General features: G+C 71.0%; 18 protein-coding genes, 1 tRNA gene and 1 pseudogene. 7 read left to right on the top strand and 13 right to left on the bottom strand.

The annotated features are described in order from the left end of the window. Positions 1-271 precede the first annotated feature (271 nt). Positions 272-1,126, top strand: a complete 855-nt coding sequence (locus RM704_RS09780; RefSeq protein WP_033528427.1) for a TIGR02452 family protein — start codon at positions 272-274, stop codon at positions 1,124-1,126. 105 nt (positions 1,127-1,231) lie between these two features. Here the strand turns inward: RM704_RS09780 and RM704_RS09775 are convergent, their stop codons facing one another. From RM704_RS09775 to RM704_RS09750, 6 genes are all read right to left on the bottom strand, one after another. Then, positions 1,232-1,678: a type II toxin-antitoxin system PemK/MazF family toxin gene (locus RM704_RS09775; RefSeq protein WP_033528428.1), complete on the bottom strand. Its 447-nt coding sequence runs from the start codon at positions 1,676-1,678 to the stop codon at positions 1,232-1,234. Positions 1,679-1,774: 96 nt separating this feature from the next. After that, complete coding sequence (locus RM704_RS09770; protein ID WP_033528429.1) at positions 1,775-3,178, bottom strand: flotillin family protein; 1,404 nt, start codon at positions 3,176-3,178, stop codon at positions 1,775-1,777. 160 nt (positions 3,179-3,338) lie between these two features. Continuing rightward, the gene (locus RM704_RS09765) at positions 3,339-3,557 is read right to left on the bottom strand and encodes an NfeD C-terminal domain-containing protein (protein WP_498076432.1); all 219 of its coding nucleotides are present in this window, start codon (positions 3,555-3,557) and stop codon (positions 3,339-3,341) included. A 40-nt stretch (positions 3,558-3,597) separates the two neighbouring features. Next, positions 3,598-5,022, bottom strand: a complete 1,425-nt coding sequence (locus RM704_RS09760; RefSeq protein ID WP_033528431.1) for an amidase — start codon at positions 5,020-5,022, stop codon at positions 3,598-3,600. Positions 5,023-5,126: 104 nt separating this feature from the next. Further along, positions 5,127-6,167: a helix-turn-helix domain-containing protein gene (locus RM704_RS09755; protein ID WP_033528432.1), complete on the bottom strand. Its 1,041-nt coding sequence runs from the start codon at positions 6,165-6,167 to the stop codon at positions 5,127-5,129. 134 nt (positions 6,168-6,301) lie between these two features. Beyond that, entirely contained in the window at positions 6,302-7,276 is a 975-nt protein-coding gene (locus RM704_RS09750) for an alpha/beta hydrolase (RefSeq protein ID WP_033528433.1), read from the bottom strand. A 532-nt stretch (positions 7,277-7,808) separates the two neighbouring features. Between RM704_RS09750 and RM704_RS09745 the strand changes: the two genes are divergently transcribed. Continuing rightward, on the top strand, positions 7,809-8,843 hold the full coding sequence (locus RM704_RS09745) for a LacI family DNA-binding transcriptional regulator (protein ID WP_033528434.1): 1,035 nt from the start codon (positions 7,809-7,811) through the stop codon (positions 8,841-8,843). A gap of 112 nt (positions 8,844-8,955) precedes the next feature. Here RM704_RS09745 and trxA read toward each other — a convergent pair whose 3' ends face one another. Next, positions 8,956-9,324 carry a thioredoxin gene (gene trxA, locus RM704_RS09740; RefSeq protein ID WP_192829700.1) on the bottom strand — a complete coding sequence of 123 codons (369 nt, stop codon included), beginning with the start codon at positions 9,322-9,324 and terminating at the stop codon, positions 8,956-8,958. Positions 9,325-9,454: 130 nt separating this feature from the next. Between trxA and RM704_RS09735 the strand changes: the two genes are divergently transcribed. Continuing rightward, entirely contained in the window at positions 9,455-10,921 is a 1,467-nt protein-coding gene (locus RM704_RS09735; RefSeq protein ID WP_052146177.1) for a dihydrolipoyl dehydrogenase family protein, read from the top strand. 82 nt (positions 10,922-11,003) lie between these two features. Here the strand turns inward: RM704_RS09735 and RM704_RS09730 are convergent, their stop codons facing one another. After that, positions 11,004-11,660, bottom strand: coding sequence for a peptide deformylase (locus RM704_RS09730; protein ID WP_033528436.1), 657 nt, complete (start codon positions 11,658-11,660; stop codon positions 11,004-11,006). Between the two features lie 180 nt (positions 11,661-11,840). Between RM704_RS09730 and RM704_RS09725 the strand changes: the two genes are divergently transcribed. Continuing rightward, positions 11,841-13,253 (top strand): PepSY-associated TM helix domain-containing protein, encoded by a 1,413-nt coding sequence (locus tag RM704_RS09725; protein WP_033528437.1) that lies wholly within the window; start codon positions 11,841-11,843, stop codon positions 13,251-13,253. 135 nt (positions 13,254-13,388) lie between these two features. Here the strand turns inward: RM704_RS09725 and RM704_RS09720 are convergent, their stop codons facing one another. Together RM704_RS09720 and RM704_RS09715 are read right to left on the bottom strand one after the other, a co-directional pair. Continuing rightward, a complete protein-coding gene (locus RM704_RS09720) occupies positions 13,389-13,838 on the bottom strand; it encodes a winged helix DNA-binding protein (protein WP_033528438.1) in 450 nt (149 codons plus the stop codon). Then, on the bottom strand, positions 13,835-14,323 hold the full coding sequence (locus RM704_RS09715; protein ID WP_033528439.1) for a MarR family winged helix-turn-helix transcriptional regulator: 489 nt from the start codon (positions 14,321-14,323) through the stop codon (positions 13,835-13,837). The genes RM704_RS09720 and RM704_RS09715 overlap by 4 nt, the downstream gene beginning before the upstream one ends. 85 nt (positions 14,324-14,408) lie before the next feature. Between RM704_RS09715 and RM704_RS09710 the strand changes: the two genes are divergently transcribed. Continuing rightward, positions 14,409-15,374 (top strand): pirin family protein, encoded by a 966-nt coding sequence (locus RM704_RS09710; RefSeq protein WP_033528440.1) that lies wholly within the window; start codon positions 14,409-14,411, stop codon positions 15,372-15,374. Positions 15,375-16,007: 633 nt separating this feature from the next. After that, a tRNA-Ile gene (locus tag RM704_RS09705) sits at positions 16,008-16,154 on the top strand. A 292-nt stretch (positions 16,155-16,446) separates the two neighbouring features. On the opposite strand, the pseudogene RM704_RS09700 reads toward RM704_RS09705, so the two are convergent. Further along, a pseudogene (locus tag RM704_RS09700) lies at positions 16,447-16,584 on the bottom strand (IS110 family transposase); the annotation flags it as partial. Positions 16,585-16,655: 71 nt separating this feature from the next. Further along, positions 16,656-16,850 carry a hypothetical protein gene (locus RM704_RS09695; protein WP_033528441.1) on the bottom strand — a complete coding sequence of 65 codons (195 nt, stop codon included), beginning with the start codon at positions 16,848-16,850 and terminating at the stop codon, positions 16,656-16,658. A gap of 162 nt (positions 16,851-17,012) precedes the next feature. Between RM704_RS09695 and RM704_RS09690 the strand changes: the two genes are divergently transcribed. After that, positions 17,013-18,728, top strand: coding sequence for a DUF262 domain-containing protein (locus tag RM704_RS09690; protein WP_311590488.1), 1,716 nt, complete (start codon positions 17,013-17,015; stop codon positions 18,726-18,728). A gap of 846 nt (positions 18,729-19,574) precedes the next feature. Here RM704_RS09690 and RM704_RS09685 read toward each other — a convergent pair. Beyond that, positions 19,575-20,594: an ImmA/IrrE family metallo-endopeptidase gene (locus RM704_RS09685; protein ID WP_157856712.1), complete on the bottom strand. Its 1,020-nt coding sequence runs from the start codon at positions 20,592-20,594 to the stop codon at positions 19,575-19,577. Positions 20,595-20,954 lie beyond the last annotated feature (360 nt).

Here is a 20,954-nt window from a genome sequence, read left to right as displayed (position 1 = left end):
CCGCCGATCCGCGCCCGGTGGGGCCGGAACGGCAGCGCTCGTCCCACCCAAAACCCTCGCGCCGCTCTCGCACAAGGGGGCACATCGTGGCAATGCGGATCGGTGATCTCTGTTTACGGGAACTCCTGGCACCTCTTCCCGTATGCGTCCCGAGTCATTCACACGAGAAAACTCCGTTGCGGTCACTCACCAGCATCGCCCAGGATGCACCCATGAGCACGACGGGGGAGTACGCGCGGGCGGCGCGCGCGGGAGACACGGCGGCGCCGCGATGAGCGCCCGTCTCCGCGGAATCGCACACGAGACCGAACGGATCGTGGCGGCGGGCGGCTACCGCGCCCCGGCCGGCCACGAGGTCTCCCTGACGGCCGCGATCGAGGCCGCATGCTCCGGCACCCGCCTGTACGGCCCGGACCCGGTGCCGACCCCACCGGTCGACCCCGTCGCGTCGACCGTCGAGGTCACCGGCGAGAGCAGCCTGGAAGCCGCTCACCGCCTGACAGCCACCGACGCCACCCCCGTGGCCGTCCTGAACTTCTCCTCCGCCCGCAACCCCGGCGGCGGCTACCTCAACGGCGCCCAGGCCCAGGAGGAAGCCCTCTGCCGGGCCTCCGCCCTCTACACCTGCGTCCGCGAGACCCGCGCCTTCTACGACCACCACCGCACCCACCGCGATCCGTTCTACACGGACCGTGTCATCCACTCACCCGCCGTCCCCGTCTTCCGCGACGACCGGGCCACCCTCCTCGACACCCCGTACACGACCGGCTTCCTGACCTCGGCGGCTCCGAACGCGTCGGTCGTCCTGCGCACGATGCCCGAGCGCGCCCCGGAGCTGCCGCGCGCCCTGGCCGTGCGCGCCGAACGAGTCCTGGAGACGGCCGTGGCACACGGTTACCGGAGGCTGGTCCTCGGCGCCTGGGGCTGCGGTGTCTTCGGCAACGACCCGGCGCACGTGGCGGGCGCCTTCCGTGCCCTGCTCACCGACGGCGGCCGATTCGAAGGCCACTTCGCGCAGGTGGTGTTCGCCGTGCTGGACCGCACGAGGGGCGCGACGGTCCGGGCCGCCTTCGAACGAGAGCTCAGCCCCGGTTCCGCACGGGCGCGGGCAGCAGGAGCCGGATGATCAGCGCTCGACGGAACGCCCCCGCGCGCACCTCGTCGAGGGCGGCGGACGGCGTCCGGCACGGTGCGGCCGGCCTTCTGCGGAACGACAGTTCGTCGTGACCGCCTAACGCCACCCGTACCGTTCCCGCAGCCGGTGCACCACGGAGTTGAACCGCATCCGGTCCAACGCGCAGGCCTCCCGCCGCATCCCCGCCTCGTGCAGCCGCAGCACCCGGTCCACATCCACCCACGAGTCCCGGCCCGACCGATCCCACGGCCCGCTCCCGATCGGCACCCACTCCCGGTCCCCGTCGTGCCGCTTGCTCGACAACTGCACGGCGAGCAAGGTCCCGCCCGCCTCCCGAGCCACGACCAGCACGGGCCGGTCCTTCCCCCGCCCGTCGTTCTCCTCGTACGGCACCCACGTCCAGACGATCTCCCCGGGATCCGGATCCCCGTCGTGCGCGGGCGCGTACTCGGTGCGCACCCGCCCGACACCGCGGGGATCTGCCTCGATGGTGGCGAAGGGCCCGTAGCGCCCCGGCACGTCCTGCTCAGCGAAGGAAGTCACAGCGCACACGCTAACCCGCGCCCCGTGAGGGGCGCGGGCAACCGCGCGATCAACCACACCGTCCGCGGCCGGCCTCTCCCGGCCGACGTCACGGTGCTATGCCTCCCTGTCCACCTGCACCTTCTCCACCGGCACCCCGTTGACGCCGGCCGGGCCGCCGGCAGGCACCCCGTTCTGGTTCATCGAGGCCAACAACTGCCGCGCCAGCCCCAACCCGGTCCCGCCCATCGTGAGCGCCTTGGCGAACATGTCCGCCATCCCGTCGGCCCCGTTGAGCAGCACCATGTTGTCGACGTTCCCGAACGCGGACGCCCCCGCCTGCACGATCTCCGGCCACCGCTCGGCCAGTTGCTGGGCGATCACCGCTTCCTGGTTCTCCGCCAGCGCGGCGCTCCGCGCCTTGATGCCCTCGGCCTCGGCGAGCCCCTTCGCCCGCGTGGCCTCGGCGGCCGCGAGCCCCTTGGCCTGCCGGGCGGCGGCCTCGGCCTCACCGGTGACCTGCGTCGCGGTCGCCTCGGCGGCGGCCGCCAGTTCGGTCTCCTTGGCCTTGGCCTGCGCGGCCGAGATACGTGCGTCGCGCTCGGCCTCGGCGAGAGTCCGTTTCTCGTAGGCCTTGGCGTCGGCCGGCTTGCGGACGTCGGCCTGGAGCTGCTGCTCGCGCCGGGCCGCCGCCAGCTCCGCGACGCGGGTCTCCTGGACGACGACTTCCTGCAAGGCGGCCGCCTCGGCGAGGGGACCCGCCTGCTTGGCCCGCGCCGAGGCGTTGTCCCGCTCGGCCTGGTAGCCGGCCTGGAGGATCTCGCTGTCCCGGGTGGCCTCCGCCATGCGCGCTGCGGCCTGCTGCTCGGCCTCGGTGGCGAGCCGGTTGGCCTCGGCCTGGGCGATACGGGCGTCCCGCTGGACGGCCGCCGCGTGCGGCATGGCCAGGTTCTTGATGTAGCCGGTCGGGTCCTCGATCTCGTGGATCTGCAGCGAGTCGACGATCAGACCCAGTTTCTCCATCTCCGTACCGCACGCGGCCCGGGTCTGACCGGTCAGCTTCTCGCGGTCGCGGATCATGTCCTCGACCGTCAACCCGCCCACGATGGACCGGAGATGACCGGCGAACACGTTGTGCACCCGCTCCGAGACCCGCTTCTGCTGGCCGAGGAAGCGGCGGGCCGCGTTGGCGATGGACACGAAGTCGTCGCCCACCTTGAAGATGACCACGCCCCGGATCTTCAGCGGAATGCCCTGGAAGGTCACGCACTCCACGGCCAACTCGGTCTGGTTCAGGTCGAGCGACAGCTTGCGCACCGCCTGCATGCCGGGCAGCACGAGCGTGCCGCGCCCGGTGACGATACGGAAGTTCATGCCTTCCGTCAGGCCCTCCATCTTGTGCTTGGAGCCGGAGATGATCAGAGCCTCGTTCGGTTCGGCCACACGCCACATGAGCTTGAACAGAGCGATCAGTACCAGAGCCACCGCTGCGGCGGCCCCCGCGATGATGCCGATGAACATCGGCACACCCCCCTTGGCCAGGTGCCCTTTCGGCACCGAACGTCGGGAGTGTCCCGCGTGGTTCAGCGGTGGTACAGGTGCCGGGGGACCCTTGTTGCAGTCCTGATGCCAACCGGTTCCCGAAAGCCGACAGAGCGCGGTCCGGACACCTCACGGACCGTCAACTGTCGTACGCAGCAGACACGTACACGGTGCGCGGCGGCAGATACTCCATCACCGTCACCAAGGTCCCCGGCTCGATCCGGTCCTTCGCGGAGGCGGGGTAGGCGAGAAAATGCTCGGCGCCGCCCCGCACCCGGACGATCACCTCGCCCACGAGCCCGGGACCGACCGCACCGGTCACCCGTCCCATCAGCCCGACCATCGACGCTTCGTCCATGGTCACAGCGTACGGGTCGGCCCCCGGGCACCGAACCCGCTCACACGGCGGGCGAGTCGGCGGTGGTGTGCTCCGGCGGCCACAGCTCGTGCCAGCGCTGGTCCGCCTCCAACTGCGCGGCCAGCGACAGCAGGAGAGGCTCGCTGTTCGCGGGGCCGAGCAACTGCGCGCCCACCGGCAGCCCGCCGTCCACGAACCCCGCCGGGACGTTCACCCCGGGCCAGCCCAGCACGTTCCACGGCCAGGCGTACGGGCAGGCCGCGATCATCGCGCGGTCGGTGCCGAGTCCGCCGAGGTTCGCCATGGACCCGACGCGGGGCGGGGGAGCGGCCGTCGTCGGCGCCAGCAGCACGTCGTACGTCGAGAAGAGCGCGCCGATCCGCCGGTGCAGCGTGACCTCCGCGCGGCGGGCGAGCCGCAGGGGCGCTCCCCCGAGCAGTCGGCCGAGGCGGGCGGCGTCGAGGGTGCGCCGGTCGAGGAGGCCCTGCTCGGAGATGGCGCCGACCCGCTCGGCGATCCCCGCGGTGGCGCGCGGGACGAACGTCAGCCCGATCTGCCCGTACCGCGGCTCCGCCTCCTCCACGACGTGCCCGAGCGCGGCGAGCCGCTCGGCGACCGCCCGCACCCGCTTCTCCACGCGCGGGTCGAGCCGGGCGGGCAGCGCGGTGAACGGAGGCTTCAGCGACAGGGCGACGCGGAGCCGCCCCGGGTCCCTCCCGACGGCCTCCGAGGCGTTGATGGGGGTCGGCCGGTGCAGATCGCCTTCGTGGTTGCCGCTCGCCGCGTCGAGGAGGAGGGCGGCGTCGGCGACCGTGCGGGCGAGGGTGCCGTTGACGGTGATGCCCTGGAAGGACTCCGCGTGCGGCCAGGTGGAGATGCGGCCGCGCTGGGGCTTGATGCCGACGAGATGGGTCCAGGAGGCCGGGATGCGGACCGAACCGGCGCCGTCCGAGCCCAGCGCGGCCGGAACGAGCCCGGCGGCCACGGCCGCCGCGGACCCACCGGAGGAGCCGCCCGGGGTGTGGTCCGGATGCCAGGGGTTCCGGGTGGCCCCGAAGGCCGGCCCCTCGGTGAACGGCCACTGCCCCAGTTCGCAGGTGTTGGTCTTGCCGACGACGATCGCCCCGGCCGCGCGCAGGCGCCGTACGGCCTCGCCGTCCTCGGGCAGCGACGGGAACTCACCTCGGCAGCCGAACGCGGTCGGTTCACCCGCCACGTCCATGTCGTCCTTCACGGCCACGGGGACGCCGAGCAGCGGCCGCCGGCCGCCCTGCGCCAGCTCCTCGTCCGCCGCCTCCGCCTCCACGAGCGCCGCCTCGGCCCGCACGCGCCGGAACGCGTTCACGGTCCCCTGACTCGCCTCGATCCGCGCGAGCGCCGCCACCACCAACGCCCGTGACGTCACCTCCCCGGCGGCCAGCGCCCGAGCACACTCCACGAGACCCGGCGTACGGTCCACACCCATACGAACACCTCCGGAAGCAGGACTTTCTACCGAACGGTAACGTCCACGCGGCCACGGGGGTACGGAGAAGACGAGTTGGCTGACGGGGGCGGCGTTTCGCGGGCTCAGCCGCGGGCCAAGTGGCGCATGGTGAGGGCCAGGTGGAGGCGGAGCCGGCCCTGGGGCGTGCGGACCGGCCAGCCGAGGAGGGCCTCGGCGTGGATCAGCCGGTCCTGGAGGGTGGAGTGGTGCACGTTGACGGCGGTGGCCGCGGCCCGCAGGCTCGCCGTCGAGGCGACCGCGTGGAGCGTGGCCAGCATCCAGGGCGAGTCCGCCGCGGCCCGCTCCAGGTCCCGTACATCGGGCGGGGGTTCGGCCCCGGGTCCGATCAGCTCGGCGAGGAGGGCGGTCCCGCCGAGGTCGTCGGCGCGCACCACCCGCTCCCCGGGATCCCACGCGGTGCCCTCGGCCGTGAACCGCAACGCGGTCCGCGCGCCGTCCCAGGACCCCGGCAACCCGAGCACGGGCACCGCGGGCCCGACCCCGACCCGCCCCTCGGGAAGGCCGGCCGCCTGTGCGGTGGCGTCGGCCGGCTGCTCGTCCCGGCGTACCCGCAGGATGCGGGGTCGGCCACCCAGGGGGGCGACGGCCCGGGCCAGGGTCGTGGGGTCGTCGGGGTCGAGGCCGAGGAGCCGGGCGGCGTGCAGGCGGGCCCGCTCGGTGGCGGTGCGGTCGAGGACGGTCTCGACGAGCGCCGGGTCGGCGCCGGGGGAGACGGGCGCGCGGCCCCGGGTCCGGTCCAGCACCAGCCGCAGCGCGCCGGCGGCGCGCTCCAGGATGACCGCGTCCACCACGCTCGGCTCGGCGCCACCGGCCCGCTCCAGCCAGAGCGCGGGCACGCCGCCCGGGGCGAGCGCGGCGGACGGCCAGGCCGGGTCCGGCGGCAGATCACTGTCCTGGCGCCGCCCGTCGGGTTCCACCCGGACCCGCACGCGCCGCTCGTCGTCGACGAGCCGCGCGGGGCACCCGGCCAGTACGGCCGCCCCGCGCACCAGCGCCTCCAGCCCGGCCCGCGCCTCGGCCAGCGTGTCGAAGTAGGCGATGACCCGCACGGCCGCCCCGGCATCCGGATCGACCGCCGTAAGCCGCCCAGCCAGCTCTTTCATAAGCCCATAGTGCGCCATGGCTCCGCGGACCGACCGGCGGCCGACAGGCAGGGGCGCCCCTGCCTGTCAGGGCGCGGGACACCGCGCGACCAGCCCCCACCGGACCCGCGGACGGGGGCGAAGGGGCGCAGCCCCTACTCCCCGATCAACCGCCGCAACCACCGCACATGAGCCTCCCGACAGTCCCGCGACACCGCGGCCTGCGGAGCCAACCCGTCGAACCCGTGGAATCCGCCCGCCCACACATGCAGCTCCGCGACCCCGCCCGCCTGCCACAACCGGGACGCATAGGCGACGACCTCGTCCCGGAACGTCTCCGCCGACCCGACATCGAGAAACGCCGGAGGCAGCCCCGACAGATCCTCCGCCCGCGCCGGCGCCGCGTACGCGGACACGTCCGGCCCGCCCCGCCGCGCCCCCAGCAGGGCCGTCCACCCCGTCTCGTTGGCCGTCCGGTCCCACACCCCGCGCCCTGCCATCTGGTGCACGGACGGCGTGTCGTTGCGGTCGTCGAGCATCGGGCACATCAGCACCTGCCCGATCGGCCGGGGCCCCTTCCGGTCCCGCGCGAGCAGCGCGAGCGCGGCCGTCAGCCCACCCCCCGCGCTCGCCCCCGCGATCACGATCCGCCCGGCGTCGCCCCCGAACTCCTCCGCGTGCTCGGCCGTCCACAGCAGCCCCGCGTAGACGTCCTCCACGGGCGCCGGATGCGGATGCTCGGGAGCCAGCCGGTACTCCACGGACACCACGACGGCGCCCAGCTCCCGTGCCCAGGTCAGCGGCTCGTCCACCCCGACCCGGTTGTTGCCGACGACCATGCCGCCGCCGTGGACGTGGTAGATCACCGGCAGCGGACCCCGCTGCGTGGGGGCGACGGGGCGGCAGATGAGCAACGAGATCTCCGGCGCGCCCTCGGGCCCCGGCACCAGCCGGTCCTCGACCTCGAAGAACCCGTCCATGGTGAGGTCCAGCCGGGCGAGCAGCTCGATGCCCGGCCCCTGGCGCATCAGGGGGATGTCGGCCATGCTCAGCTCGCGCGGGACCATGTCCTTCAACGCCTCCAGGGCCGCGGCGAGTTCCGGGTCGAAGGGGGGCGGGATCATGGTCATGGGCTTCTCCTCGTGCGGGTACCGCGTCCACGGTGCGACCGCGACGCGCGCCAACGGTTCGTACCGTGATGATGAGTGTCGCGGCGAGCCACGCGGACGCCGTCGTACGGCGGGGGATGCCCGCCGATCGGCGGGTGGTCGTGGGAGGGCCGAAGCGGCGTCGCTCTCACAGCCAACACATAGTTCGCGCCATAGCTTTCGGGCGCCATCGCCACAGGACACCCGCACGGATGACCGGACACCGGACGGGGGAGAGGCACCCGAGTGCGCTGCCACGACGCGGTCGTACGTCCTTGGCCAGGAAAGGGGGCACCCGGTGGGCGTGCGGGCCGACGGGTCGTCCCTCCGCGCGGGCGGCCCTCGCCCCACCTCGATGGAGCTGGCGCGAAATGGCTGCCGGGTTGCACAGATTTCGAACACATTCGCCAAACTGCCCTGCCACAAAGATCGGTGGCCCGAACCCGAGCTCCCGCATGGCCGGTACGCCCCCGGCCGGAACGACCTTCACCGCTTCTGCAAGGATGCCGTCCTCATGGTGCAGATACCGAAAGAGCCCGCCCCGCCCTCGCCCCTGCAGCGATCCGTGCCCACGAGCGCGGACGTGGCTCGACTCGCGGGTGTCTCACGCGCGACGGTCAGCTACGTCCTGAACAACACCAGCGCGGTCCGCATCAGCGAACCCACCCGCCGCCGGGTCCACGAGGCGGCCAAGGAGCTCGGCTACGTACCCCACGCGGCGGCCCGCAGCCTGCGCGCCGGCCACAGCCGCCTGGTCCTGATGCCCACCCCGAACGTGCCCATAGGCCCGCTCTACAGCCAGTTCATCAACGAGATCCAGTGGGCCCTGAGCCGCCTCGACTACACCGTCGTGCAGCACGGCGGCATCGGCCTGCGCGGCGACGACGCCGCCCGCGCCTGGGCCGAACTGCGCCCGGTCGCCGTGATCGTGCCCGGTGTCGGGATCGGTCCGCAGGGCGTGGCCGTCCTCAAGCGTTCCGGAGCCAAGGCCGTCGTCACCCTCACCCCCGAACCCGTCGAGGGCGCCCACGCGCTGATCCTGGACCACGCGGGCGTCGGCCACAGCGCGGGACGGCACCTGGTCGAGCGCGGCCGCCGCCGGATCGGGGTCGTCGTTCCCGAGGAACCAGGCTTCGGGGTCTTCTCCCAGCCCCGCCTCGCCGGCGTACGACGCGCGGTGCAGGGCACGGAGGCGACGGTCACCGAGCTGCCGCTCGCCTACGACGAGGCGGCCGCGGCCCGGCTCGCCCGTGACTGGCGTTCCCTCGGTCTGGACGCGGTGTTCGCGTACAACGACGAGTACGCGATGCTGCTGATGCGAGCCCTTCAGGACGAGGGCATCGGCATCCCGGAGGAGACGGCCGTGGTCGGGGCCGACGACCTGATGATCGGGCGGCTGCTGCGACCGCGCCTCAGCACCGTCCACCTGGAGCTGCCGTCCGGACGCGACCTCGCGGAACTGGTCGACCGCGTGGTGCGCGACCCCGCCACCGTCCCCACGACGCACGACGTCCTGGCCGCGAGGATCGTCCACCGCGAGTCGAGCTGAACGAGCCGGGCCGAACGAGCCGGACGAGCCGAACCGAACGGACGCCGGAGCGGGGCCCGTTCGACGCGCCGCGCCCTCGCACCCCGGCGCCGGGCACGCCCGGCCGCCCCGCTCACTGACCGTTCTGCTCGGCGACGGCCTTGCGGACCTCGTCCATGTCCAGCCTCCGGGCCTGTCCGATGACGTCGGTCAGCGCGGCCTCCGGCAGCGCGCCCGGCTGCGCGAACACGGCCACCTGGTCACGGACGATCATCAGCGTCGGGATGGACTGGATGCCGAAGGCCTGGGCCAACTCCGGCTGGGCCTCGGTGTCGACCTTGCCGAACACCAGGTCGGGGTTGTCGTCCGCGGCCTTCTCGTAGACCGGGGCGAACTGCCGGCACGGCCCGCACCAGGACGCCCAGAAGTCGATCAGGACGAACTCGTTGTCGGTGACCGTCTGGTCGAAGTTCTCCTTGGTGAGCTCCACGGTGCTGCTCATGGCGTGCATCCCTCTTCCTGGTGTCTCTAGGTGCTCGGGCGAGCCGCTCTCGACAACGCCACCCCACGGTGGCGTATTCCGCGCGCGTACCCGTGTGGCCACGGCGCACACCACCAACCAGACTGGCCCCATGACGGATACGGAAATCACCGAAACCACCGAGAGCGCGGCTGAAGCGACGGCGATCGAGTACGACGTCGTGGTGCTCGGTGCCGGACCCGTGGGGGAGAACGTCGCCGACCGCACCCGCGCCGCCGGACTGTCCACCGCGGTGGTGGAGAGCGAACTGGTCGGCGGCGAGTGCTCGTACTGGGCGTGCATGCCCAGCAAGGCCCTGCTGCGCCCCGCGATCGCCCGCGCCGACGCCCGCCGCGTACCCGGCCTGCGCCACCTCGTCGACGGCCCGCTGGACGCCGCCGAGGTGCTCGCCCACCGCGACTACGAGACCTCCCACTGGAAGGACGACGGCCAGGTCGGCTGGCTGGACAGCGTCGGAGCGGCCCTGTACCGGGGGCACGCGCGCCTGGCCGGGACCCGCCGCGTGGTCGTGGACGCCCCCGACGGCGGGCGGCATGTCCTCACCGCCCGGCGCGCGGTGGTCGTCGCCACCGGCAGCCGCGCCCTCCTCCCCGACCTGCCGGGACTGGCCCAGGTCCGGCCCTGGACCAGCCGGGAGGCCACCAGCGCGCAGCAGGTCCCCGGCCGGCTGATCGTCGTGGGCGGCGGTGTCGTCGCCGTCGAGATGGCCACCGCCTGGCGGTCCCTCGGCTCCGAGGTCACCGTCCTCGTCCGCGGCAAGGGCCTGCTGCCCCGGATGGAACCCTTCGCCGGCGAACTGGTCGCCGAGGCGCTGGTCGAGGCGGGCGCGGAAGTCCGCACGGGCACGTCGGTGACGGCGGTGTCCCGGGAGAACGGGACCGTGGTGGCCCTCACCGACACCGGCGACCGTCTGGAGGCCGACGAGATCCTCTTCGCCACCGGTCGCGCCCCGCGCACCGACGACATCGGTCTCGACACCGTCGGCCTGGAACCCGGCTCGTGGCTGCCCGTCGACGACAGCCTGCGGGTGACGGGCAGCGAATGGCTGTACGCGGTCGGCGACGTCAACCACCGGGCGCTCCTCACCCACCAGGGCAAGTACCAGGCCCGGATCGCGGGGGCCGCCATCGCCGCCCGCGCGGCCGGTGTCCCGCTCCTGGAGAGCGACCCGTGGGGTGCCCACGCGGCCACCGCCGACCACGCCGCCGTCCCCCAGGTCGTCTTCACCGACCCCGAGGCGGCCGCCGTCGGTCTCTCCCTCGCCGAGGCGGAACAGGCCGGCCACCGCGTCCGCGCGGTCGACGTCGAGTTCTCCTCCGTCGCGGGCGCGGGCCTGTACGCCGACGGCTACCGGGGCCGCGCCCGCATGGTCGTCGACCTGGACCGCGAGATCCTGCGCGGCGTCACCTTCGTCGGCCCCGCCGTGGGGGAGCTGATCCATTCCGCCACCGTCGCCGTCGCCGGGGAGGTCCCGATCGGTCGCCTCTGGCACGCGGTGCCCTCGTACCCGACGATCAGCGAGGTGTGGCTGCGGCTGCTGGAGGCGTACCGGGGCTGAACCGGACCGGCGTCGTGTAGGGCCGGCGGGGCTTGCCGCGGGAGGCAACGTCTGCCCGGGGCGAACGTTGCCTGTCGCGGCGCTAGTCGGGCAGGAGGAAGCCCAGTTCCCGCGCGGCCCTGGCCGGGGTCGGGTCGTTCCAGCGGTCGGCCATCGCCTGGTTCGAGGAGAGGGACCGCAGTTCGGCGTGGTCGAGGTAGAGCGTGCCGTTCAGATGGTCCGTCTCGTGCTGGACGATCCGGGCGGGCCATCCCGCGAACTCCTCGTCCACCGCCCGCCCGTGCTCGTCGAGCGCCCGTAGCCGCACCTTGGCGTGCCGGGCCACCACGGCCTGCCAGCCCGGCACGCTCAGACAGCCCTCGTAGAACGCGTCACGGAACGGCCCGACCGCCTCGTACGCCGGATTGACCAGCACGCGGAACGGCTGCGGGGCCCGGCTCCTGGCCAGCCGTACCGCCTCGGGAACCGGCGCGGGGTCCTCGATCACCGCCAGCCGCAGGGGGACGCCGACCTGGGGTGCGGCGAGGCCGACGCCCGGTGCCGCGTGCATGGTGGCGCGCAGGGCGGCGACGAAGCGGGCCAGGAGACCCGGGTCCAGCTGGCCGTCGAAGGGCTCGGCGGTGCGGCGCAGGACCGGGTCGCCCGCGGCGACGATCGGCAGGGGCCCCTCGTGGGCGAGGAGTTCCTCCACCCGGTCGCTCAGGGGGCGGGACTCGGTGCGATCACGTTCGGAAGCCATCGGGCCAGGATGCCAACCGGGCTCGCGCGACGCGAGGCGGCTCTCACGGTCGGTCGTCCGCGGGGAAACACGGACCGGCCAGGCGTATGACCCACATCACACGAAGTGCCGGGAACTCGGAGCGCGTGCGCCCCGACTACTGAACCGCCACGACGTCCCCGCATCCCGGAGCATCCGCCGATGACCATCGCCCCCTCGACCGAGACGGACGAGCCCCAGAAACCCCTCGCCAAGCCGGACGGCTCGACGAGGGGCTGGTCCTCGCTCCGGCCGCTCGTCCTGCGGCTGCACTTCTACGCGGGTGTCCTCGTCGCCCCGTTCCTGCTGGTCGCCGCCCTGACCGGCGGGCTGTACGCGGCCTCGTTCTCGATCGAGGAGATCGTCTACGCGGACCGGACGACCGTCGCGGAGGTGGGCGACGAGAAGCTGCCGATCTCCGAGCAGGTGGCCGCCGCCCGCAAGGCGCATCCCGAGGGCACCCTCTCGGCCGTACGCCCCTCGCCGGAGGACGACGCGACGACCAGGGTGATGCTGACGGGCGTCGAGGGCATCGACGAGACCAACAGCCTCGCGGTCTTCGTCGACCCGTACACGGCAGAGGTGCGCGGGGCGCTGGAGCAGTACGGCTCCACGGGCGCGCTGCCGGTGCGGACCTGGATCGACAAGTTCCACGCCAACCTCCACCTCGGCGAGACCGGCCGTCTCTACAGCGAACTCGCCGCCAGCTGGCTGTGGGTCATCTCGGGCGGCGGCCTGGTGCTCTGGTTCGCCCGCCGCCGCGCCCAGCGCAAGGTGCGCGGCACCTCGGGCCGCCGTCGCACCCTGGGGCTGCACGGCACGGTCGGCGTCTGGGCGGCGCTCGGGTTCTTCTTCCTCTCGGCGACCGGTCTGACCTGGTCCACGTACGCGGGCGCCAACATCGAGGTCCTGCGGACCGAGCTCCACCAGGCGACCCCGGCCGTCTCGGCCGCGGCGGGCGGCGACCACGGCGCCCACGGGGGCGGCTCGACGGACGACGGGACGGCCGCGGAGGGCGACCTGGACAAGATCCTGGCCGCCGCGCGGGCCGAGGGCCTCGGCGACCCGGTGGAGATCGTGCCGCCCGCCGACGCCTCCTCCACGTACGTGATCAAGCAGGTCCAGCGCAGCTGGCCCACCAAGCAGGACGCGGTGGCCGTGGACCCGGCGACCGCAGAGGTCACCGACACCCTCCGGTTCGCCGACTTCCCGATCCTCGCCAAGCTGTCCCGCTGGGGCATCGACGCCCACACCGGCGTCCTGTTCGGCCTGGCCAACCAGCTCGTCCTGATCGCCCTCGCGGCCTCCCTGGTCGTGCTGATCATCTGGGGCTACCGCATGTGGTGGCAGCGCGGCCGCGCCTCGTCCTTCGGGCGCCCGATCCCGCGCGGTGCCTGGCAGCACGTACCACCGCAGATCCTCGTCCCCGCGCTCGCCGTGATCGCCGTCCTCGGCTACTTCGTGCCCTTGCTCGGCATCCCGCTCGCCGTGTTCATCGCGGTGGACGTCGTCCTGGGCGAGATCGCCCACCGGCGCGGCAAGCGCTCGTACGGTGGCAGGGCGGAGGCGAAGTAGCGCGGGCCCGGCGGGGACGTGGGGAGGCCCCTGCCTCCCCGCTCATCTACTGCGCCTGCCTCATCTGCCCGTCTACTCCGTCTACTGCATCTACTGCATCTACTGCATCTACTGCATCTACTGCATCTACTGCATCTACTTCATCGCGGCCAGCTCCGCGTTGGCGCGCTCCGTGACGAGTGTCAGCGTGCGACCGGCGGTGGCCAGGTCCTCGGCCGGGATTCCGGCGTAGATCCGGGCGGAGATGGGTGCGGTCTCGGCGGTGGACCTTGCGTGGGACTCCCGGCCGGCATCCGTGATCCTGAGCCGGGACGGCCGCGCCGGGTCCGGCTCGACCAGCTCCGCGGTGACCAACTCCTCGACCACGGACCGTATCCGGGCCTTCTCGACCTTGAGCGAGTCGACGACCTGGTCCATGAGGGCTTCCCGTTCGACGGGTTCGTCGGCGAGCGCGACGAACCGGAGCGTCACCGACTGCTGGAAGGTGAGGCCCTGCCTGGCCAGCACTTTCTCCAGCACCGCGCGGGCGGCGTAGTGGGCGAGGCCGAGGACCCGGGAGTTGAGAACGGGTGCGGTGGTGGTCATGGTTGCTCCTTCTCGTGTTCCTGTTCGGTGGACGGGACGAGCGGTACGTCGAGCAGGGTGGTCAGTTCGCGGGCGAATTCCCGGGTGCGGGCGCTGTCGAGGCCGCCGAGCGGCTCCAGCAACTGCCCCATCAGTTCCTGGACGACCTCGATCGCGCGCCGGGTGGCTTCGCGTCCCTGCTCGGTGAGTGCCAGCCGCACGGCACGGGGGTCGCGGGGGTCCCGCTCGCGTTCGAGGAGTCCGGCGGTCTCCAGGGCGCGGGCCAGCTTGGAGACGTACAGGGCCTCCAGGCCGGTGTGGTCCGCGAGCTGCCGCTGACTGGGCCGCAGCCCGTCCCGGTGCATGCCGTACAACGACGCCACCAGCGCGTACTGCGCGTGCGTCAGCCCCAGTGGAGCGACGGCGCGGTCGACCGCGACGCGCCATTTCATGGACAGCCGCCAGACGAGAAAACCGGGCGTCGCGCCCTCGATGACCGAACTCATGACGGATACCGTACATGGCTACGATAGCCATGGCTACTATATGGACCGCTGACGACGGGAGCCGGACGGGGCTAGGTTGTGGAGCATGAGCAATCTTGATCGCGAGGCGGTGCCCGCGGTGTGCGGCGGCCGGGGCTTCGTCGTGGCCGAGCCGGTCCGTGAACTCCTCAGCCCCCGCCGGGTGAAGCTCGGCGAGTCCACCGAGGTGCGACGTCTGCTGCCCAACCTGGGCCGCCGCATGGTGGGCGCGTGGGCCTTCGTCGATCACTACGGTCCCGACGACATCGCCGACGAGCCCGGCATGCAGGTGCCGCCGCATCCGCACATGGGTCTGCAGACGGTCAGTTGGCTGCACCAGGGCGAGGTGCTGCACCGCGACTCCACGGGCAGCCTCCAGACCATCCGCCCGCGCGAGCTGGGCCTGATGACCTCCGGCCGGGCCATCAGCCACTCCGAGGAGAGCCCGAGGTCGCACGCCCGCTTCCTCCACGGCGCCCAGCTCTGGGTGGCGCTGCCGGACAGCCACCGGCACACCGACCCGCGCTTCGAGCACCATGCCGAGCTGCCCGTCGTCACGGCGGCCGGACTGAGTGCCACCCTCATCCTCGGCGGCCTGGACGGCGCGACCTCGCCCGGTACGACGTTCACGCCGATCGTCGGTGCCGACCTCACCCTCACACCGGGCGCCGACCTGCGCCTGCCCCTCGAACCCGACTTCGAGTACGCCGTCCTGTCCATGTCCGGCGAGGCCCACGTCGACGGCGTCCCGGTCCTCCCCGGCTCCATGCTCTACCTCGGCTGCGGCCGCACCGAACTGCCCCTGCGCGCCGACTCGAACGCCTCCCTGATGCTCCTCGGCGGCGAACCCTTCGAGGAGGAGCTGATCATGTTCTGGAACTGGATCGGACGGTCGCAGGAGGAGATCGCGCAGGCGCGTCAGGACTGGATGGAAGGGACACGGTTCGGGGAGGTGAAGGGCTACGACGGCGCCCCGCTGCCTGCTCCTGCGCTGCCTCCAGTGCCGCTTAAGCCGCGCGGAAGGGCTCGCTGACCTGCAGGAATGACTGACAGGCTGGTGACAGTCAGTCGGCTGGCCGTCCTGCGTTGTCCCTCACAGATTTCTTGCGAGTGCTGTGCGGGTGGGTGTGGTGTAAGCCGGATGGGCTGTGCAGCGCCCGTCGATGCTATGTCCATCTGTGGGTGGCTGTGGCAGGACACTTGCTAACCCTTTGCTAACTCTACTGACGAGTCATCAGGTGTTGGCGGCGTTCGTGGCGCACCTGTCCCGCAGTGGCGTTGTCATCGCAGGCTGGGTGACTGCCCGATGGGTTCCGAACCAGCGGGAGACCGTCGCAGGCTGTTGCGCACGGATTTGCTGCTCGGGCTGTCATCTTGTGGAAATTCTACAAGAGGTATGCCTGCTGTAGCGGAGGGGCTCGTGGTGCTGCCTCCCGGAGGGGGCGTGCCCTGTCGCAGCGTCGCAGCAGGTTCTTGGTCTCCTGGTGGTACACGAGCAGTACCCCAGTTGACCTGCGGTGACGGGGTGATGTCGGTGGGCAGGTGAGAACGTGGTCCGGAGATGGCCCGGATCTTGGTCTCGGACGAGTGACCCCGGCTACCCCTCCCTCCTTCTTCATACGCGTCGTTCACCGACGCAGCTGCCGCTGGTCGCCAAGCTGCGACGGGGGCGTAGCAAAGGCATTGTTCGGTTCAGTGGCCGGCCTTCGGACGTCGGCGGCGGCCGAAGAGCGTTGAGGAAGCGAACCTTGCCGTTGAGGCGAGCAGCGGACTCATAATCCGTCGGCCGTGGGTTCGAGTCCCACCCGCCCCACTGTGCGCTACGTGTGCAGAAACCTTCTGACCTGCTGGTTTGTGGTGTCCGTTACTGGAGGTCGGTGGTCGCGCAGCCAATCCTGGGCCGCTGTGACGTCCCCAGGGGCCAAGCCAGGGGCCATAGGCTGTCCGATATCGGTGGATTTGTTTGAGGCTTGGCAAGTCAGAAGTAATTCCTTCGCGGGTGTTCCGAACGCTTTGGTGTCGAGCCGCTTGTTGCGACGACTGCAGGTCTGCCGGTGCGTCGGCCCGGCCATGTAACAGCCCGAACAGAAAACGGTCCGGTTGGGGGAGCGCCGGGTGTGCGGCATCGCCCGGGCGGCGTCCGCGATGACTGCGGTGTCCTTGGCGTCGGTCTTCGCCTCGCCCGGGTAGGGATCGGCGATCCGCCGCATCGCCGGGCCGGACAGGTAGGCGACCTGGTTACCGACGCACTGGCCGCGGCCGAAAGATGCCGAAGCAGCCTGGCCGGCGCCGTCATGCGCACCTACCACGGCTCTCAGTGCACGAGCCGGGCGTTCGCCGACGCCTGCCGCCGGGCAGGGGTGGTCCAGAGCATGAGCGCCGTCGGCAGCTCGGCGAACTGTGCACTCGCCGAGTCCTTCAACGCGACCTGTAAGCGCGAGACGCTCCAGGGCCGCCATGTCTGGGCGACGAGCGCGAGGCCCGCCTCGACCTGTTCCGCTGGCTGCACCGTTACAACACCGTCCGCAGCCACTCCAGACTCTGACAAAGCGGTGCATTCACTTACGAAAGCACTCGGCTCGGCATCAACTACCCTGGCCTCAGCCGCATAGCCCGCGTCCAAGATTCCGGGTCAAGGCCCTACGAATCACCTCGACCGAGGACAGTCAATGTGGTCAATTTGGTGACGAGAGCTGAAGTGCATAGACATCATTGGCCCATGCATAAGCTCGAGGCGCACGAGGTGCCCCTGTACAAGGTCTTCAGCAGTGACTACGACTTCCGGATCCCGGATTACCAGCGCCCGTACGCCTGGCAGGAAGAGCAGGCTGTCCAGCTTCTCACTGACCTGGACGAGGCGCTGGACCGCGGATCCGAAGAGCCCTACTTCCTCGGCTCCGTGGTCCTGGTCAAGGACATGGGCACCGCTGTCGCCGACGTCATCGATGGTCAGCAACGGCTGACTACGCTGACGATCCTGTTGTCGGTCCTCCGCGACGTGACGGAGGATGAGGAACTCCGCGCCGAACTGGACCGGATGGTGGTCGAGCCGGGCCGCAAGGTCCTGGGCCTCGCGACCAAACCCAGGCTGGCGCTACGCTCCCGTGACGCGGCGTTCTTCAAGAAGTACGTGCAGGACCGGGGCGCAGTGCCGACACTGCTCGCCCTGGCGGAGAACGCCCTGAAGACCGACGCGCAGAGAGCCGTCCAGACGAATGCCCGTGGCCTGCACCGGATCGTCTCGGTCTGGTCCGAGGACCGGCGCCTGGCCCTGGCCCAGATACTCAGCCACCGCACCTTCCTGGTCATCGTCAGCACGCCAGACCTGGACAGCGCCCACCGCATCTTCAGCGTGATGAACTCCCGTGGCATGGACCTGTCGCCCACCGACATCTTCAAGGCCCGCATCATCGGTGATCTGAAGCCGGCGGCGGCCGAGGAGTGCGCAGCCCGCTGGGAGGACGCCGAGGAGGCGCTCGGACGGGAGGGCTTCGCCGACCTTTTTCTACACCTGCGCATGATTTATGCCAAGAAGCGCGGAGAGAAGGAACTGCTTAAGGAGTTTCCCGATCAGGTGCTCAGCCTCTACTTGCCCGACCGCGCAGAGGAGTTCGTCAACGAGGTGATCGAGCCGTACGCCGAGGCGTACGCGCAGATCCGCGACCGGAACTACAGCGCCGCCATCGGTGCCGAGAAAGTCAACGCCTGGTTCAAGCGTCTCGCACAACTGGATGTCAACGACTGGCGCCCCGCTGCCCTGTGGGCGCTGCGCAACCACGGCGGTGATCCAGAATGGCTCGACGAGTTCTTCCGCGCTCTCGAACGGCTCGCGGCCAGCATGTTCATTCGCCGCGTCTACTCCACCCCGCGTGTCACCCGCTACGCCGAGCTCCTCCGCCAGCTCGACCAAGGGCAGGGTCTGTCCTCCCCGGCGTTTCATCTGAACGCCGGGGAGAAGGCGGAGACCCGGGCCCGGCTCGACGGTGACGTGCATCCCAAGATCCGCAGGTATGTTTTGCTCCGCCTTGACGAGCTGCTCGCCGCCTCGCAGGGCGTGACCTACGACCACGCCCTCATCACCGTCGAGCATGTACTGCCGCAGAATCCGAAGCTCGCCTCGCAGTGGACTCGCCTCTTCGACGGTTACCAGCGCGCCCACTGGACGGACCGGATCGGCAATCTTGTGCTGCTGAACCGGACGAAGAACTCCCAGGCCGGCACCTACGACTTCGCCACGAAGAAGGCGAAGTACTTCACCGGCCGGACCGGCTCCGTCCCCTTTGCGCTCACCAGCCAGGTGCTCCAGCAGACCAAGTGGACTCCCAAGGTCCTCGAGCAGCGGCAGAAGGAGCTGGTCGGCCGCCTGGTCGTTGAGTGGCGCCTGTGACGGGCAAACCGGGGCGAGTGGTGTCACTGGCCCCGGGAGTCTCCGTTCCGTGGTCGGCCGGCTCGGCGAAGACTCCGCCGGGCGACTCCTGCTGGAGATCCCCCTTTTCGCCGCCCCGGCGGCGTGACTGTCGTCGTACGACTCACGGCGTGTTGAGCGACGCGGGCAGCGAGCGCGGCGAGTGGCGGTCTGTGCCCGCCGGCTCAAGGAGAACTGCGACGCACACGCCTGGCTGCAGCGGCACGCTGTCGAACGGCCGAGCTGGACGCGGTGTCGGCGGCGGCTGAACGATTCACCCGTCGCCGAAACGCGGTTAGTGCTCTCCGCGCAAGCGGAGGTGAACCGACACTGCTGTCAGCGACGGCTGTATCGGCTGTGAGACACCCGCAGAGGCTTCGCCCTGAACGCCGGGCGAGCCTCAGGGGAATCCGCTGCGGGGGAGTTCGGGACCCTTCTCTGAGTGTGAGCGTTCATGCAATTCCCCATCGGGGGTACCTTCAGCTCCACGTATTCCCCTGTTGGATGCGGCTGGTGACGGGCCGCCCGACTGCTGAGTGTGGGGCTGGACAGTGCCCTCAAGGGCGCCTTCGGCGGCGCTCCGCGCTGGGCATTCGCCCACCCTTGACCGCCCTGACCAGCCCTAATGATCGGCGGCTATCAGGCGGCCCGGAAACCCTGACGGCCGTGGGGAACGAGGAGCAGCTCCGGCGTCCGCATGGGGACGAAGGCGTCGGAGTCGCGATGTCCCTGGCCCATTCCCTGAGGTTCCAGCTGGGGAATATCGCGACGTTCCACACTCCGTTGCATGCGGCATGCCGGGGTCATCGTTGAGGCAGCAGAACCTGTTCAGGCTCGACGTAGCGTGACGACGTTGCTGGGGAGCGAGGAATGTGCTGTCTTGGCGTGCTCCTGGACTACTGCCGGGGCTTCCCTCAGGCCGGAGGTGACCTGTTCCATCAGGTCGGGGGCCCAGCCGCCGGTGAGCGTGGTGAAGAGGTCTGGGGTAGGCCGTTGCTCCAGACCTCGTTCGGCCATGACGGCGAGGAGGCGTGGCCGCTCGGGTTCCAGGTCGGCCCATCCGGGTTCCTGGATCCGCCAGGTGACTCCTGTATGTGGATCGCGGCGTGCGGAGAACTGCTTGAAGAGGCCCGTGGCGCGGTGCTCCTCAATAAGCCCGAGGTGCTTGCCGTGCGTGATGATCGCCGCGAGCGACATCTTCCAACGCTGCTTCAGCGGCATCAGGGATGTGAGTGTGACGGCACCGGGCCACTCCTCGCGCAGCATGTCAGCGGGAAGCAGGAACTCGTTGGCGAAGCGGTTGGCGGCATCTTCGTCTACCTCGCCCGTGGTTCCACGATGCAGGATCAGGTGGCCTGCCTCGTGGGCGATCGACCAACGCGTGCGCTCCCACGAGTTCACCGGCCGCGCGACGATCAGGGGTTGCTCATGAAAGTCCCCACCCCATACCGAGAAGGCGTCGTGTCTGGAGTCCGGCATGTCGACGTCGGCGACGGCAACGGGAACGCCGGCGCGTTCCAGCGTGTGGATTACGTGGGGGAGCGGCTCGGATGCGGGAAGGTCGAGTGCCTGGCGGGTCTGGCGGGCAGCCTCTTCGGGGCTGATGTCCTGGCGCAGCGCCATCGGCAGACGGAGCGGGGGCTGCGTGGCGTGTTCGCCGAGGGCGGCCACGAGCTCAACGATCATCTCGGCCAAGGCGGTGAGGGCGTCGATCTGCGCCACCTTGATCGACTTCTTGCTGCGGAACAGCAGCGAACCGCGGTGAATGGGCAGCCCCGGAGGCTGGGAGAAGAACTCGGCGGGAAACCTCAAGCGGGTCGCGAGAGTTCTTAGCTTGAGACGCGGCATGTCCGTGGACGTCGAGCGTTCGAGCGCGGTCCACGCCGAGGGCGACATGTCCAGCGATCGCCATCTCCGCTCCGGCCGCCGTCGTAACGCCCGCGGAGATCCGCCAGCTCCGAGGCATACGGGATGCGATGGCGGAAGGACTGTTCGTTGGTGGCAACGAGTACGCGAGCCACCGCACCGGTTACTACACGGCGCTGCAGGCCCTACGGAGCGCGATGCGCGACGACCTCGGCGCCGATGCGTAACAGACGCAGGCAACGATTGCGGGGGCTTTTGCTCGGCCAGGTCGACGTCTGGTGCATTGGCGTAGCGGTTCCCGACGGTGTGTTGGTCAAGCAGATCTGGCGATCTTCACCCGAT

Source organism: Streptomyces gottesmaniae, from assembly GCF_031845845.1.
GTDB lineage: Bacteria > Actinomycetota > Actinomycetes > Streptomycetales > Streptomycetaceae > Streptomyces > Streptomyces akebiae.
The sequence above is the reverse complement of the archived record's forward strand: the minus strand, read 5'-3'. Positions and strand labels throughout refer to the sequence as shown.